The 14,832-nt window shown below is 58.1% G+C and carries 17 protein-coding genes and 1 tRNA gene; 3 read left to right on the forward strand and 15 right to left on the reverse strand.

Features of this window, described 5'->3' with window-relative positions:
- Positions 1–32: 32 nt before the first annotated feature.
- The 9 genes from ACVWY9_RS05950 to ACVWY9_RS05990 all read right to left on the reverse strand — a co-directional run bounded on the left by ACVWY9_RS05950 (position 33) and on the right by ACVWY9_RS05990 (position 6,716).
- Entirely contained in the window at positions 33–716 is a 684-nt protein-coding gene (locus ACVWY9_RS05950; protein WP_457387776.1) for a hypothetical protein, read from the reverse strand.
- A 66-nt stretch (positions 717–782) separates the two neighbouring features.
- Positions 783–2,744: a ribulose bisphosphate carboxylase small subunit gene (locus ACVWY9_RS05955; RefSeq protein WP_457387777.1), complete on the reverse strand. Its 1,962-nt coding sequence runs from the start codon at positions 2,742–2,744 to the stop codon at positions 783–785.
- 71 nt (positions 2,745–2,815) lie between these two features.
- On the reverse strand, positions 2,816–3,115 hold the full coding sequence (locus tag ACVWY9_RS05960) for a EutN/CcmL family microcompartment protein (RefSeq protein ID WP_011433394.1): 300 nt from the start codon (positions 3,113–3,115) through the stop codon (positions 2,816–2,818).
- Complete coding sequence (locus ACVWY9_RS05965; RefSeq protein ID WP_011433395.1) at positions 3,115–3,456, reverse strand: carbon dioxide-concentrating mechanism protein CcmK; 342 nt, start codon at positions 3,454–3,456, stop codon at positions 3,115–3,117. Before ACVWY9_RS05965 ends, ACVWY9_RS05960 begins: the two co-directional genes overlap by 1 nt.
- Before the next feature lie 71 nt (positions 3,457–3,527).
- Positions 3,528–3,836, reverse strand: a complete 309-nt coding sequence (locus ACVWY9_RS05970) for a carbon dioxide-concentrating mechanism protein CcmK (RefSeq protein ID WP_011430450.1) — start codon at positions 3,834–3,836, stop codon at positions 3,528–3,530.
- 508 nt (positions 3,837–4,344) lie between these two features.
- Positions 4,345–5,070: an energy-coupling factor ABC transporter ATP-binding protein gene (locus tag ACVWY9_RS05975; protein WP_457387778.1), complete on the reverse strand. Its 726-nt coding sequence runs from the start codon at positions 5,068–5,070 to the stop codon at positions 4,345–4,347.
- A gap of 7 nt (positions 5,071–5,077) precedes the next feature.
- Complete coding sequence (locus tag ACVWY9_RS05980) at positions 5,078–5,905, reverse strand: cell division protein FtsQ/DivIB (protein WP_457387779.1); 828 nt, start codon at positions 5,903–5,905, stop codon at positions 5,078–5,080.
- Between the two features lie 57 nt (positions 5,906–5,962).
- A complete protein-coding gene (gene ndhO, locus ACVWY9_RS05985) occupies positions 5,963–6,181 on the reverse strand; it encodes an NAD(P)H-quinone oxidoreductase subunit O (RefSeq protein WP_414343789.1) in 219 nt (72 codons plus the stop codon).
- Positions 6,182–6,311: 130 nt separating this feature from the next.
- Positions 6,312–6,716 (reverse strand): hypothetical protein, encoded by a 405-nt coding sequence (locus tag ACVWY9_RS05990; protein WP_011433399.1) that lies wholly within the window; start codon positions 6,714–6,716, stop codon positions 6,312–6,314.
- 1,276 nt (positions 6,717–7,992) lie between these two features.
- On the opposite strand from ACVWY9_RS05990, the gene petE reads away from it, so the two are divergent.
- Together petE and ACVWY9_RS06000 are read left to right on the forward strand one after the other, a co-directional pair.
- Complete coding sequence (gene petE / locus ACVWY9_RS05995) at positions 7,993–8,403, forward strand: plastocyanin (RefSeq protein WP_414373743.1); 411 nt, start codon at positions 7,993–7,995, stop codon at positions 8,401–8,403.
- A 183-nt stretch (positions 8,404–8,586) separates the two neighbouring features.
- Positions 8,587–8,817, forward strand: coding sequence for a hypothetical protein (locus ACVWY9_RS06000; protein WP_011433402.1), 231 nt, complete (start codon positions 8,587–8,589; stop codon positions 8,815–8,817).
- A gap of 39 nt (positions 8,818–8,856) precedes the next feature.
- Here the strand turns inward: ACVWY9_RS06000 and ACVWY9_RS06005 are convergent, their stop codons facing one another.
- Complete coding sequence (locus ACVWY9_RS06005) at positions 8,857–9,069, reverse strand: DUF2997 domain-containing protein (protein ID WP_414344087.1); 213 nt, start codon at positions 9,067–9,069, stop codon at positions 8,857–8,859.
- 88 nt (positions 9,070–9,157) lie between these two features.
- Between ACVWY9_RS06005 and ACVWY9_RS06010 the strand changes: the two genes are divergently transcribed.
- A complete protein-coding gene (locus ACVWY9_RS06010; RefSeq protein WP_414373746.1) occupies positions 9,158–10,207 on the forward strand; it encodes a potassium channel family protein in 1,050 nt (349 codons plus the stop codon).
- 23 nt (positions 10,208–10,230) lie between these two features.
- Here the strand turns inward: ACVWY9_RS06010 and ACVWY9_RS06015 are convergent, their stop codons facing one another.
- The 5 genes from ACVWY9_RS06015 to ACVWY9_RS06035 form a co-directional block, all read right to left on the reverse strand.
- Complete coding sequence (locus ACVWY9_RS06015) at positions 10,231–10,899, reverse strand: PHP domain-containing protein (protein ID WP_414352014.1); 669 nt, start codon at positions 10,897–10,899, stop codon at positions 10,231–10,233.
- Between the two features lie 90 nt (positions 10,900–10,989).
- The gene (locus ACVWY9_RS06020; RefSeq protein ID WP_457387804.1) at positions 10,990–12,183 is read right to left on the reverse strand and encodes an RNA-guided endonuclease InsQ/TnpB family protein; all 1,194 of its coding nucleotides are present in this window, start codon (positions 12,181–12,183) and stop codon (positions 10,990–10,992) included.
- Between the two features lie 93 nt (positions 12,184–12,276).
- Positions 12,277–13,440: a pyridoxal-phosphate-dependent aminotransferase family protein gene (locus tag ACVWY9_RS06025; RefSeq protein ID WP_414419384.1), complete on the reverse strand. Its 1,164-nt coding sequence runs from the start codon at positions 13,438–13,440 to the stop codon at positions 12,277–12,279.
- A 34-nt stretch (positions 13,441–13,474) separates the two neighbouring features.
- Positions 13,475–13,546: transfer RNA gene (locus ACVWY9_RS06030), tRNA-Cys, on the reverse strand.
- Positions 13,547–13,628: 82 nt separating this feature from the next.
- Positions 13,629–14,810: a CO2 hydration protein gene (locus tag ACVWY9_RS06035; protein ID WP_457387780.1), complete on the reverse strand. Its 1,182-nt coding sequence runs from the start codon at positions 14,808–14,810 to the stop codon at positions 13,629–13,631.
- Positions 14,811–14,832 lie beyond the last annotated feature (22 nt).

Below are 14,832 nucleotides of genomic sequence, written 5' to 3' on the forward strand. Positions count from 1 at the left end.
CGGCATCCTAACCACTCACGCCAGTTTAGCCATCAGAGCCGGCCATCCCCAGAGGAGAGCACCTGTCGATGGGGATAAATCTTGCTCAAGAGGCGATCCAATTCCCAATGGCCAGGGATCCCGTTGAGGTTGCGCGTTTTGGTCCTTGGGGAACCGGACTTTTCTTGGGTTTGCTCGGCAGCTTCCTGCCAGCGGCGGGTTTGCTTTTCAACATTGGCCACCGGAGAACTGGGTGGGGGAGACGGCTCAGGCGACATCTCTGGAGCCATTTCCACTGCCGCCGGCGAGGGCTCTGCCGGGATGGGCTTGCTGCCGCCCGCCTCCTGGAGATCGAAACCATAGGTGGGATCCCCGAGCAGCGAGCCGGGGGGAATGACTGCTTGGCTGAGCACCGAACAATTCAGCACTGTGGTTTCTGAGCCGATGCAGGCGTTTTTGCCGATGGTGCCCTGCCCGAGCACCAGCACCCCCATTCCCAAGGTTGCTCCCGCCTCCACGATGAGGGATCCCCCACAGGCGTGCAGAACGGATCCCATGCCGATACACGCGCCGCGCCCGATGTGAATTCGACAGCCGGGGTTGGCCCGCAGCAGCACCCCTGCCCCAATCCCCGCCCCAGCTTCCACCTGCACCTCACCACTGACAAAATAGCGAGTTTCGTCGTTCTGGCCAGGCAAGGCGCGGAGCGTCATGGAGTTGGGCAAAGTAGAGGCCAACAAAGTGCTCCTCATCGCTGGGGGGTTGGGCTTGAACCAACAGAGGTCAAAAAAAGCTGGGATCCCTCAAGGGGTTTGGATGATCTGCTCCAGCACTCGCCGTTTGGCCTTGGGATCGATCCCCAGCAGGCGGACGTATTCGCCGCGATGTTCCTCCAGACAGGCTTCCAGAGCTGCCACCACTTGCGGCACTTGGGTGGCCTCGATGGGGCTACAGCTTTGCCAAGAAGAGGTGCGAAAACGGCGCTTGTCCGCATGTTCGGTGCCGATGCGGTAGCCTTGGCTGAGCAACTGCTGCACCTGAGCCACCACCTCGGCATTGAGGCGGGTGCCAGAAGGGGATCCCTTGGGGGCAGAAGCAGGAGCCGCGGCAGCAGCAGCAGATTTTCCGCCAGGGGTTTGGATGATGCGCTCATAGACCCGCCGTTTGCCTTTAGGATCGATCCCCAGCAGGCGCACATATTCTCCCTGGTGCTCCGCCAGGGCAGCCGTCAGCTTAGCCAACACCTCTGGCCCGCGGGTGGCGCGAATGGCCGGCCCACTCTGCCAGGAAGAGGTTTTGAAGCGGCGCTCGTCGGCATATTCGTAGCCGATGCGATAGCCCTGAGCCAGCAGCCGATGCACCTCCTCCTGCACCTCCAGATCCAGGCCGGCACTGCCCCCTGCCGCAGGAGCCGTATCTGCCACCACGCCGGTTCCTGCAGGACTGCTGCTCACCTGGCCTTGCGGGGTTTGAATGACCTTCTCCAGCACCCGCCGTTTGCCTTTGGGATCGATCCCCAACAGGCGCACATATTCTCCCTGGTGCTCTGCTAGGGCAGCCTGAACAGCGGCCAGGATCTCCTGCGGCTGACCGCTCAAATTGCCCAAGGTCTGCCAAGAAGAGGTGCGGTAGCGGCGGGCATCGGCCACCTCCAGGCCAACGCGATACCCCTGCGCCAACAAAGTCCGGATCTCCTCCTCCAGCCCTGAGCCAGAGCGAGAGCCGACCGCCCCAGAACCCGGAGCAGCGGCTGCCGAGACGCGGCTGGGCATCCCAGAGACCAGCGCCGGCCCATCGGGGGTTTGGATGATTTGCTCCAGCACCCGCCGTTTAGCCTTGGGATCGATCCCCAGTAGGCGCACATATTCTCCCTGGTGCTCCGCCAGGATGGCCCCCAGCGATCGCACCACCTCCGCCTCGTGGGTGCTGGTGATTGGGCTTTCGCTTTGCCAGGAAGAGGTTTTGAAGCGGCGAGCATCGGCATACTCTAGCCCCACGCGATAGCCTTGGGCCAACAGGGCACGAATTTGCTCCACCACCTCCGGCTTGAGAGGGGATCCGCCGCCGTTCCGGCCATTGCCGCGATGGGAAGAATGAGTCATGGGTGCCGTCTCCGTAGCCGTTGAGTTAGAGGTGCGCTGCAGTTCGTTGCGGATGGGAGCAATACAGACGAGGTTTTCGCTGCACTGGTAGCCCTCTCGCAGGGCTTGGTTGATGCCGATCACGTGTTGGGCAAACTTGGCATCGCTATCCTGGACGTCGGGCAGCCGGTCGGCCTCGGCCTGGGTGGTGATGATGGATCCAGAAGGCACGTACTTGCCTGGGGGGATCTCCACATCCTGGATCAGGCAATGCAACATGATGATGCAGCCATCCCCAACCCGAGCGTTGAACACCGTCGAGCGGAAGCCAATAAAGCAGTCGTTGCCCACGTAGGCCGGCCCGTGGATCAGAGCCATGTGGGCAATGGAAGTGTTTCTGCCAATCCAAACGGAGTAGGGTTGGCCGTCTTCTCCTATCACCCGCCCCTGTTCCAGGCCGTGGATGACCACCCCATCCTGAATGTTGGATCTGGCGCCAATGTGGAAGGGGGATCCCTCGTCAGCGCGAATGGAAGTTCCCGGGGCGATCAGCACCTCCGCTTCCACCCGCACATCCCCAATGAGGTTGGAGAAAGAATGCACGTAGGCTGTGGGATCGATCTTGGGCTCCGCCAGTCGGCGAGACCAGGGCGTTGGCGGTGCAGCATAGGTGTGAGCAGGCATAACCGTGAGCCTCTAGAACGCAGTAGGGCGGACAAGGGCAGCAAGAGAGATGAGAAGGGAAGGGATCCCAGCTAGCGTTGATCGCGCTTGTTGTAGAGAGAGCGACCGCCAACGCTGACCGTATCGATAATCGCCATCACCACTGCATCCAGCGGGCGAGTCTGGTTTCCTTGCGGCTGGCGAGCGGCACTGCCTTGGCTAACCAGCACCCACTCGTCAATGCCGGCCCCCACCGGATCGGCAGCCACAGCGTAATCGGGTTGCGGCTGGCCCTCGAGATCGACGTACTGCACCAACAAAAACTTCACGCCCGTCAAGCTGGGATCCTTTTGAGTGCTGGTGACGGTGCCCCGCACAATGGCAATACGCATCAGGGACGGGTGAAGGGACGGATGGCATTGACCCCTTCGCGGAACTGAGCCACATCCTCGGTGTAGCGGATGGGCAACACGTACTCCAGGTTCTCGTGGGGACGGGCGATAATGTGCCAAGACAACAACTGGCCGCCGTTCACCCGCTTCACCGAGTCAATGCCGGCAGCCACCGAGGCTTGCACCTCCGAGACATCCCCCCGCACGATCACGGTGACCCGACCGCTGCTGATTTTCTCGTAACCCACCAGGGTAACGCGGGCTGCCTTGACCATGGCGTCGGCAGCTTCTACCACTGCCGGGAAGCCCAGGGTTTCGATCATTCCAACTGCAATAGCCATAGGTACTCCTTACGCTGAAAGTGAAAGTGGGGTGCGAACTTTCTGGGGTGCGAACTTTACTGAAGTGGGGACTAGGTGCGGAACTGCTCCACCGCCTCGGTGTAGCGGATGGGCAACACAAACTCCAGGTTCTCGTGGGGACGGGCAATGATGTGGTGGGAGAGAATCTCACCCCCGCTCACCCGCTTGGCAGACTCCAAACCGGCAGCCACTGAGGCTTGCACCTCCGAGACATCCCCCCGCACGATCACGGTGACCCGACCGCTGCCGATTTTTTCGTAACCCACCAGGGTAACGCGGGCTGCCTTGACCATGGCGTCGGCAGCTTCTACCACTGCCGGGAACCCGCGGGTCTCGATCATTCCAACTGCAATAGGCATATCAACTCTCCACTTCTGAACACTCAGTTCCTGAACGTTGTCGAACCCAGCAACAAGGCAAATTGATCTCGCTTATTGGGTTCGCTCATGCAATCTCCTTTCGATTTCATCAGAGAGATCCTCTGCCCAAATCTCGATTGACAGCTTTTCCCGGCGACACCTACCCCAGCCACCAGAGACCCCCCTCTGAGGGGAGAAGGCTCTGAGCCACAGACCTCCGACTGAAGTCAGAACAGGTTGTAGGAGCCATCAGGGTTAACCGCAACTGTCACTCAGGCGGGCAAAGCTGCCAACTCTGAGCTAAGTCCACATCTTTCTTGTACACAATCGATCATACAAAATCGATTAGGACGACTCAGAGAAGGGATCCCCGACTTAACAAAATGATATCCCCACTCAATCCTGGACGAAAATCAATATTTTTAATTAGCACGATAGCTTTTTATTAAGAGAAGCAAAAATGTTGTCAGCTTAAAAATAATTCTTGATATCTTTTCAACTTTTGTCGTTATCGGCGCAGTGAGGGGGGCACTTCCAGGCCGTGGGCTTCCATGAGGTCGGCTTGGCCCATCAGGTGGGCTGGGGATCCCTGGGCCCAGATCCGCCCTTGATCCAACAGGATGACCTGATCGCACACCTCCAGGATCAGCTCCAGATCGTGGGAAGCCAGCAGAAAAGTGTGGGCGGCCTGTTGCAAAAAAACTATCAACCGGCGCCGGGCTCGCAAATCGAGGTTGGCCGTCGGCTCATCGTAGAGCACCAACTGGGGTTTCATCGCCAGGATCCCGGCAATGGCGACCATGCGCTTTTCCCCACCGGAGAGGTGATGGGGGGGACGATCAGCCAAATGGAGGGTGCCGGTCAGGTGCAAGGCCTCTCGAACCGCAGCCGCAATCTCCGCCTCAGGACGGGCCAAATTGCGCAGTCCGAAGGCCACATCTTCGGCCACCGATGGGGCAAACAGTTGGTCGTTGGGATCCTGAAACACCAACCCCACCTCAGGGCGAAACTGGCCGGGCCGCAGCGGCTGGCCAAACAAACTCACCTGGCCAGAGCAGGGGGGCAACAGGCCGCAGAGAGTGAGGAACAGGGTAGTTTTACCCGCGCCATTGGGGCCGATCACCCCCAGATGTTGCCCAACCTCGACCCGTAGATCCAGCCCTTGCAGCACCGGCGGATGACCGGGATAAGCTGTCCACAATTGGTTCACCTCCACCGCCGGCACCGGGTTCATAGCAAAGTTAGGGCATCCGCACGTCTTTCCAGCGCTCCTGGGTGGCCGTGGGGGTAAGTTGCAAGGTGGGCACACTGGGGCTGGTCAGGTCAATGTGGACGATGTCGTCGGGCGTACACTCGCAGTAGCGGCGCAGATCCCGCATTTGGTTGAGGGTCTGAATTTGCAAGGGCAAGCGGTCGGAAATCGGCCCCAGGTAGACGTTGCCCAGCTCAGTATGCAGGGTAATTCCCGCTCCAGATTGCCAATCCACTGCCCTAATCTGGATTTCGGATTGCTGCAAAGCCTTGAGCAACAGCGCCCATTGGTCTGGGGTGTGGTTCTCCCAGCCCAGCAGCTCCAGCTCAGGCCAAGACTTGGGGGAACGGTAGGGATCGGGAGACAGCCAGTTGCCCTGGACATCCACCCAGCCCATCTGGTCGCCCCATCGCGCGCGCGCCACAGGTTGCCGTTCCCGCACCTGGACGATGACACCCACCGGCAGCAGCCGCCGCTGCACCTGGACGCTTTCGATGGGAGAGGGGCGGGTCGGGGATCCCAGCAAAGCCCTTTCCAAAACAGCCGGTTGCACCTGCCAAATGTTGAGGGGATACTGCAGGGGCAATTGTGCCCGTATCCAGGCGGGATCGACCCAGTGGGCACCCTTTACCTGAATCTGTTCTGGCTGACGAATTTGCCAGTGGGGCTGCCGTAGGCCCAGCACCAGCAGCGCCAAGAGGGTCATCGAACCGGTCAGGCGCCAGGATCCCTGCCAGAATCGGCTGCGCCGTTGCCGACGCAAAAGCTGCCTACGCTGCAGGATTCGTTCACGGTTGGGAGCAGCCAGGAGTGCCATGGATCCCCCTTCACCCCATCACGGGGTATGCAGATGGGGAACATTCCGTGCTTCTACTCAACCCGCCATCTCCTGAACCTGATCCGCCCGCAGCCAAACCGTAGGGGTGGGAACAGCCCCAAACTTAATCTGCAGGTAGTCACCTTTGATATCCACGACTTCTCCGGGGGTCTCGAAAACGTAGTTGGGAATAAAAGAATCGCTCGCCTGCGCTTCTAAACTACCCTCCAGTTTCTCGCGGATGGCCCGCACCAGGGTGCCTCGCTTAATCGCCATTGCTCCTCCTCAGTTCAGTCGCAGATTAGCCGGTTCGATAGCAGTTGTATCACGCCTGTCGCTGCTGCGAAGAGGAAAGCTGGGATCCAGCCTCTGGCTCGGCTCTGACGGGGATCAACCTGAATTTGGCCTATTTGCGTCTCAGGCTGCGGGCCATATTGCGGAAGGTATCCATGTCCGATCCCCCCTGACGGCGTGGGCTTGCTCCGCTGCTGCTTGAAGCGGAGGATCCCTGCTCAGCAGCAGTTTCAGGAGTTTTGGCTTGCTCTGTGGACAACTTAACTTTGCTGAGGGAAGAGACCTGCTCCACCACCTCCACCTTCTCCTTGCTGCCGAAATCCTGGAAGGTGTGCTTCACGATCCTGGGGGTGCGCATATACTCGATGTTGCCAAGGGTTTTGGCTTCATCTGGGTCGAGAAAAAAAGTATTGTCGTTTTTCGCTTTCTTTGGGGTTGGCTTAGCAACAGTTTCCGGTGAGGACGTGGCCGCAGCTTTGCCGCGCGAGCCGAACAAGCGCTTGAAGATGCCTACCATGGTCGTTTTGCCTGCAATGGGAAGGAAGTTGAGCCGGATCCCTAGGCACTGATATTGGCCACCCGCCCTTGGCAAGGTGAGGGCCAGGCCCGGTCATGAAATAATGTTAAGCCAACTTAGAGCACCCTGCCCTCCGGGGCAGAAGGGTTTCTGGATCCCGCACCTCAGAGGGAGAGAGTTTCAACCTCTGGCAAAGGGTTTGGCCGATGGCAATGTAACTCATCCCCAAAGCATCTCAGGATCAGGAAGTTCAGGGATCCCTGTAGCCGACTGCCATACAACCTTCTGGCCGAGAAATTGGCTTACGCTCGCTCCTCTCTTCTAGAGAGCCAGAGGAGTTTCCTCATACGCTAGATGCGTTGTCTTAGCTAGCAGTGGCTATATGGCTATACAGTGAAGTAAGAAGTCCAAAAACTCACTCCAGGCTCAGATAAGTAAAAACTGCAGTATGAAGCTGTGCCTCCAGATCGGCCTGGTAAGAAAACCTTACTGCTGCACTTTTGAGGTGTAGTGTACTTCAACCCTGAGGGGAGCGCCCAGGTTCAAGGCACTGCCGATGCAACGGGCCAGGATTTGAACGTTAAGCCGCTGATCCAGCGATTCTAAACTGGTTGCAAGCCGACTCTTGCTTGGACCAACTACGGGTGAACGCTGTACGCTCATCTTAACAGACTCCCTATTTTGGTGAGGGCTGAACAACCAACTGACTTTCAGGTGATGTTATTGAGGAATCTCAAAGGAATACCGACCAGCAGCATCCAAGAACCTGCTCTTTGAGATTAGGATGATTTGCCCTTCTTGTGCATCGACAACCCTACGGATTTGTTAGGCAAGACACTCTTGGACTTTAAGGGATCCCACGGAAAAAGAATCTCTACTTTCGAAACTTTGCGAAGCACTTTTGGGTAGAGATGAGGACGACCCGGAAAACTGGCTCTCGGTTCCCTGCGCACGCTCACCAACCGCCAAAACATCCTGCCCCAACTGGCCGGGGATCCAGCCGCATCGGGTTGCCCAGCAGAAGTGTTGCCATAGACCCGCGAGAGAGTTCTGTTGTTTGACGGGTTCGGTCTGCCGCGGCTCCCTGTAAAGGATGGATGTTGCCGCCCCGCAGTTGGGCATTGCTCTATTCTGGGATGAGCCCTCTTATAATAAGCATTGGGAATTCAACTGTCCCTGCTGCCCATCCGCCTGGCTGGGTGCTCTTCGTAACCTGGAAAGGGGCAACCGAGCCGCAAAGTCTGGGATAACTGCTGTTGCGTTTTGAGAGGAATCCATGTCTCTAGTTTTCAACCTGGTGAAGCGTTTGCAGCTCATCCTGCTCAGCCTTGTGGTTGGGGGGGTAGCTGTGGCGCTCTTGTCCAACCCTGCTGCTGCCGAAACCTACATCGTCAAAATGGGATCCGACAAAGCCCAGTTGGTCTACGATCCGCCTTCTCTCACCATCAATCAAGGGGATACCGTCCAATGGGTGAACAACAAGGTCTACCCCCACAACGTCGTCTTTGACAAGGTGCCCGGTGGAGATGCGGCTTTGGCGGCCAAACTCTCCCACAAGGCGCTGCTTACAGCTCCCAAGCAGGTGGTGGAGTCAGCTTTTGTCGATGTTCCTCCAGGTGAGTACACCTACTACTGCACGCCCCACCGTGGGGCCGGAATGGTCGGCAAGATCATCGTGAACGGCTAAATCCACACCCCAAGTGCTGAACTTCTAGGGATCCCACTTTTGGTTTTGCCTTGCTGGACAGGGATCCCTGGCTTTAGCATAAAAGTTAGCCCTCTCAGGAGTGGGAGGGCTTTTTAGCGAATGAATACGCATTCGACCGGCTTGCCCTGTACTGCGCAAGTGTAGTTCTCAAACGGGTTCTCTATGACCACCAGCGTTAAAGGTTACCTGCTCTTGGCCGTTTCCTGCCTCAGCGCCATTGCTGCTGTTGGCTCAATTTTCGAGTTGGCTTCTGGCGAGCCGGATTTTGGCGTCGGCCCCACCAGCATCATCTTGGTTGTCGCTGCTCCATTGGCTGTTTGGCTGTTTCAGGCTGCGGTTGGAGCGGCACGAGCCGGCAATACGGCCGGAAAGGGGAGCAAAAAGAAAAAGTGATGAGAAGATGGTGAGAACCCTAGGCAAATGGATATGGAGTCAGCGGGTTTGCTTCAAGGAGACCTCAGACTCCCTCTCGATTTCAGTCAGTTGGTGAAACTCCGGCAAGAGCTCCCGTTTCTGCACGGCTCCGAGCGCCGATTCCAAGCCGGCGGTAGCTAGGGTACAACTGGAGCCAGAACCATTCAGTACGGTCTCGGTAACCTGTCCGTTTTTGTCGATTCGATATTCCACCTTGATGTATTCAGGCATCGGCACTCCGCTTGTTACCGAACAACAACGGGTTCTTCCCCATTCTAGTTCTTGCTTCCTTTTCCTGGGCTAGATCTGGCTGGGCTCTATGGCTTCTGCTCGTCCCCCCTTCCAGGCTGCCAAAAGGGATCCCGGGATCCGGCGAGACCTCGGCTTGGGTGTGGGGGCATTGGTGTGTGTGGTGCTGATCGGCACCCTCTGGTACCACGGGGTGGAGCAGTGGCCTTGGGTGGAAGCTTTTTACATGACCGTTATCACCCTAACCACCGTGGGCTTCATGGAGGTGGGGCCGCTGGGGGAGCGGGGGCGTTTATTTACGGTGGCCTTGATCCTGATGGGGGTCTTGAGCATTGGGTTCATGGTGAATCGCTTTACAGAGGCCCTCATCCAGGGACATTTTCAGGAAGGGATCCGGCAACGGAAATGGAAGAAACAGATGGAAGCGCTGAACAACCACTACATCATTTGCGGTTTCGGGCGCATTGGCCGGCAGGTGGCCCAAGAGTTTCGAGCAGAAGGGGTGCCATTTTTGGTGATCGATCAGTCTGCTGAGGCGATTCAGGTGGCTCAAGAGCTGGGATATGTGGCTCTCCAGGGGGATAGTACTCTGGATGCCACTTTGCTGGAAGCGCGGGTGCAACAGGCGGAGGGACTGATTGCCGCCCTATCTTCCGATGCCGAGAACCTCTACGTGGTCTTGTCGGCCCGCACCTTGAACCCCCGCATTCGCACCATTGCCCGCGCCAATACGGAGGAGGCTTTGCAAAAACTGCAGCGGGCGGGCGTTGCCCATGCCATTTCTCCCTACATCACGGGCGGAAAACGCATGGCGGCGGCTGCCTTACGCCCCCGGGTTGTGGACTTTGTGGATGGCATCCTTGTCGGTCGGGATCGCACTTTCTACCTGGAGGAGTACGAGCTGGCAGCCCAAGAATGTCCTTATGTCGGGCAAACCCTACGGAAAGCCGATTTGCGCAACCGATCCGGAGCTTTGGTGGTGGCGATTCGACGGGCGGATGGCCAGTTGATCGGTGGCCCCAGCGGAGAAACCCTGTTGCAGCCGGGGGATCTGCTGCTGTGTATGGGCACTGCAGAGCAGTTGCGCCGGCTTGGTCAGCTGCTCTATCCACGCCCGTAGCAGCTTGTTCTGGGTAGCCTGGCTCAAATCCGCCTCAGGATACTGGGGCCGTGAGAGTCGGTGCCGCAGGTTTTCAAAAGTCCGTAGGCCTCGGCCAACTCTTCCGCTTTCTCCGTCACTTCTGGGCTAGGGATCCAAATCTCCGGGTTTTTGTAGGCGTAGTAGACCTCAAGGCCATCTATTCCCAACTCCGCTGCTGCTGGGACAATTTCCTCTGCAGGCAGGCAATAGCGAAAGGGATGGGCCAACACCGCCAAGCCTCCTGCCGCTTGAATGGCCTGGATCGCGTCGGCGGCGGGCAAGCCGGGAACCTGCTCCCCTTGGGCAAAGGGATCCAGGACACCATCGGTGGGATCGAAGCCGTAGCCGAGAATATGCACTTCACAGCCCAACAGGTTGGCTGTGATCTCGATCCCCGGCCACAGGATGGGGTCGTCGGGACGATCCAGGTGGGCGCGGGCTCGCTCGTAGCCCTTCAAGGTGTGGTGATCGGTGATGGCCAGTCCCTTCAGACCGTGCCGGCGTGCTTGCTCCGCCAGATCCACGGGATCCATCTGCCCATCCGAACAACGAGTGTGTAGGTGAAAGTTGTACTGCAAGGGACAAGAACGAGGGCCAACCCCCTGTAGCACCTGCCGCAACTCCCCAGCAGAAGGCACCACGCAGGGATCCCGTTCCAAGCTGACAACCATAGCCACCCTTGGGTTCTGAAGTTTTATTAAGCATGTCCCCCCATTGTAGCCAGGGGCAAGGGTCAGTGCTATGGGTCAAAGACTAGTAAACTACCCGACCCTGACTGCTTCGCAGTACAGGGCGGGCTTTCGGTAGCCCTGCAGTTGGCAAGCCAACCACGAACCTCTAGGCTGGTTTACAGCAGCCCCCAAAAGCGCAATCACATTCGCACCATTCAAATCCGCATCCCCTTCCCATCCACAGTGTCCACACTTAAACTTCTTTCCACTGCGGTAGGATTGCGCAGGGTCGGGATGAATGTGCAAACACCGGTGGCAGGTCTGCGACGTGTAGGCAGGCGGAACAAGAATCAAAGCAACCCCTGCACGCAGAGCCTTGTACTCCAAAAATTGACGGAGTTGATAAAACGCCCAACTGTTGGCCCTGCGCCGTTCGGCTTTGCTGCGCGGCTGTTGATTGACTCTTTCTCGGATCCCTGTCAGGTCTTCCAGGGCGATAGCGCTGTTGGTAGCTTTTGCCCTGGAGACAATAACTTTGGAGATGCGATGATTGACCCACGTTTGAAAGCGTCTCTCCTTGCCAGACAGCCGTTGCAACAGTTGACGGCATCTGCGCCGCGAACTGCGTGTGCCCTTACTGGCTTTGCGTTGGAGTGCCGCCCTCAGCTTGGAGTAGTGGTCGCGGACTCGGTTCAACTGCTGCCCATTCCAATTGTCCCCCTCTGACGTATGGGCGATATCCGTCCTGCCCAAGTCCACCCCGATCACCCTGTCGGTATCTTGTTGCTTGGGCGGGTTTTTCTCTACGCAAATCTGGATGTAGTAGGAGCCGTCCTTCCGCTGGACTAGGGTGGCCGATTTGGGGTTAGAACCAGCCAGCATCCCACGCTGGTAGTTACCAATGGCTAGTTCAAAGCGCTCTCGCCCCTCCACCGTGGTCAGCGACACCGTCCAGTCTTTCTCGCGAAATGAGAAGATACGTGCATCGTAGGTAACGAACCTACGCTTGAACTCTTTAACCGGACGGTTGCGCTGTCTCGCCACTTTGCGAGCGCCTGCCACCCGTCTGCACACCTGTTGAGCCAAGTTACTGGACAAGCCGAACCGAGCTCGAATCTCGTAGTAGCAAAGGGATTGCAACTTGACCGCGTTGACGATCTTCTCCGGCGTGTTCTGGTTGACCCAGTTCAATGCCTGCACAAAGACATCCATCGTCGCGTCCAATTTGGCGGCTTGTGACGGGAACGCCTTGAGCTTACAGGATATTGTCAGGACTTGGCTCATAAGTCCATTGTACTTCATCAAAGCGCATTTCTCCCGGCACTGACCCTACGGGTACAGTGCGGGGCTCCTGCGATTTCTAGCTGAGCTGGGGGCTCAGAAGCCGTGGGCCAATACTTCCTCGGCGGCGCGAGTTCCCGCCCCTGGGGTGAAGTCGCTGTAGCCCACGGTGTGTAAAGCTGACTCCAGAGCAGCCAAGGTCATCAGCACATCGCGGTCGCTGATAAAGCCCAAATGGCCAATGCGGAAGATTTTGCCCTTGAGGTGGTCTTGTCCAGCGGCAAGGGCGATGTCGAAGTGTTTCTTCAAGGTGCTGCGGATGGTGTCAGCGTTGATCCCTTCGGGAGCGAGTACAGCTGTTACCGAAGGACTGGCCGCTGACTCTGGATCAACCAAGAGCTTTAGCCCCAGAGCCTTGACGCCAGCACGGGTGGCCTGGGCCAGCTTGGCATGACGCCGGTAGATGGCTTCCAACCCTTCTGCGCGCATCATGCGCAGGGTAACCTGCAGGGCGTAAAACAGGTTCACCGCCGGTGTAAAGGGAGTGGTGCCTTGGCGCAGGGCCTTTTGCGCCAGCTTAAAGCTCCAGTAGTACTTGGGAAACCTAGAGCGCTCCGTAGCGGCCATGGCCCGCGGGCTGACGGCCACAAATCCCAGCCCTGGTGGGATCATATAGCCCTTCTGGGATCCCGAGGCCACCACATCCAAGCCCCATTCGTCCATTAACACCGGCATTGCCCCCACGCTGGTGACCCCATCCACCAGGACGAGGGCTTCCCCGTGCTCGCGGGCAGCAGCAGCAATGGCTTGGACATCGTTGGCTACGCCGCTGGAAGTCTCCGAGTGGGTGAGGATGACGGCTTTGATGGTTTTTTCCCGGTCGGCAGCCAGCTTTTCTTGGAAGATCTCGACGGGGTAAGGGATCCCCCAGGGGGTTTCCACCCGCTCACACTGAAGGCCAAACTGCTCGGACATTTCCGCCCAGCGCTCCCCAAACTTGCCGTTCACCCCCACCAAAACCCGATCCCCAGGGCTGAGGGTGTTGAGGATCCCGGCTTCCATGGCACCAGTGCCACTGGCGGAAAAGACAAACACATCGGAGGTGGTTTGGTGCAGCCAGCGCAACCCATCGGTGACCTCTTCCAAAATGGCGGTGAACTCTTTGCTGCGGTGCTCGATGGGCCCCCGTGCCATCGCCAGCAGAGCACTCTCGGGAACGGGAGTGGGGCCGGGGATCATCAATATCAGCTTGTCTTTCATGCTTGCCCTGCTTGGGATGCAAGTAAGGTTTAAAAGGTGGCGGCCAGATTCGAACTGGCGCATAGAGGTTTTGCAGACCTCTGCCTTACCACTTGGCTACGCCACCCCATTGCTCAACTGGGCGCAGATATTGTATCCGAAAAGGGGATCCCCCTTCCAGTAACCAAAAGTAGCAGTTCCCAGCTCAGCTAGGCCTCAACCCTTTCTTCCTGCACCTTTAACAGACGGGATCCCAGCAGGCGCTGCAGCCAAGGAGCCAGAAACTTGCGGTTGGCCAACTGCTGCTGGGGATCCTGAGTTTCCAGAGGGAAGGGGGCAAGAGCCCGCAGGGCGGCAGTGGTAACACAGAACATGGCCTTTTGGAAGCTAAGGCAGATTTTCACCCGCAGGTCATCATCCCCGCGAGGCTGGCGGCGGTAGTGCTCTCGCAAGTAGGGGGGCAGGTGGCGCATCATATCCTGCATCAACAGGGTAGGCGGGATCCCAGCGCTGCCTACCGGCAGCGGATCGGCGTAGAGGGCGCCGTAGGCAAAGTCAGCCTGCTCAGCCGGGATCTGGTGGGCCTGGGCGTTGTAGGAAACCGTGCCCATAAAGGGAAAGGAGCGGAAAAACACCGCCTCCACATAAGGGATGGCCGTATCCGGCAGGAAGGTCAGGCCTGCTGAGAGAGGAATGATCTCATAGCGCCGGCCCCAGATGCAGGGAGCGTAGGTGATAGGCTTGTCGGCAGCTGCCACCAACCCCTGCTGGATGTGAGCCACCACGTCGGGAATGGTGAGGTGGGGTTCTGTCTCAAAGCGCTTGGCCAGCGCCAGGAAAATATCGCTCATCACCCGCCAAAACTGGCCCAAGCCGCTGTACATAGCCAGCATGCGCACCTGTTCTAGAGCAAAGTCGGGAAACAAGATCCCCAAGCCCTGCAAGAAGGGATTGAAGCGGATTTTGGCCCGGATGGCTCTCTTGGCCCGCTCGACAAATTCAGGGGTATCCAGGTAGCGGTCTAGCCCCCCTCCCCCATGCCAGAGCATAGCCTTCATGCAGTATTCGGCAAACTCGTAGTTGATGCGGTCATGCCACAGGTAGCGCAGCCATTTGCCCAGGGTAATCTCGCCGTTGAAATACTTAAACGCCGGAAAAAGCTCCAAAAATTGGTGGTCGGCAATAAAGATCAAATTGCGCGAATAGGCATCCAGCACCTCGCCGTAGCTATGCAGGATGCCAATGACCTCTAGGCGATTGGCAGGGGCATCCGGCACAAGGGCTCCCCCTGCCTCTAGGTGCTGGACAATAGGAGCCAGTTGCAGTTGCTCCAGAGGAGATAAGCCGGCCAGAAAGAAGCAGGAAGGAGCAGGAGCAAGAGTGGCAGTCATGGGAGCAAAAGAAACTCCGTCG

The organism is Thermostichus sp. OS-CIW-31 (assembly GCF_054060305.1).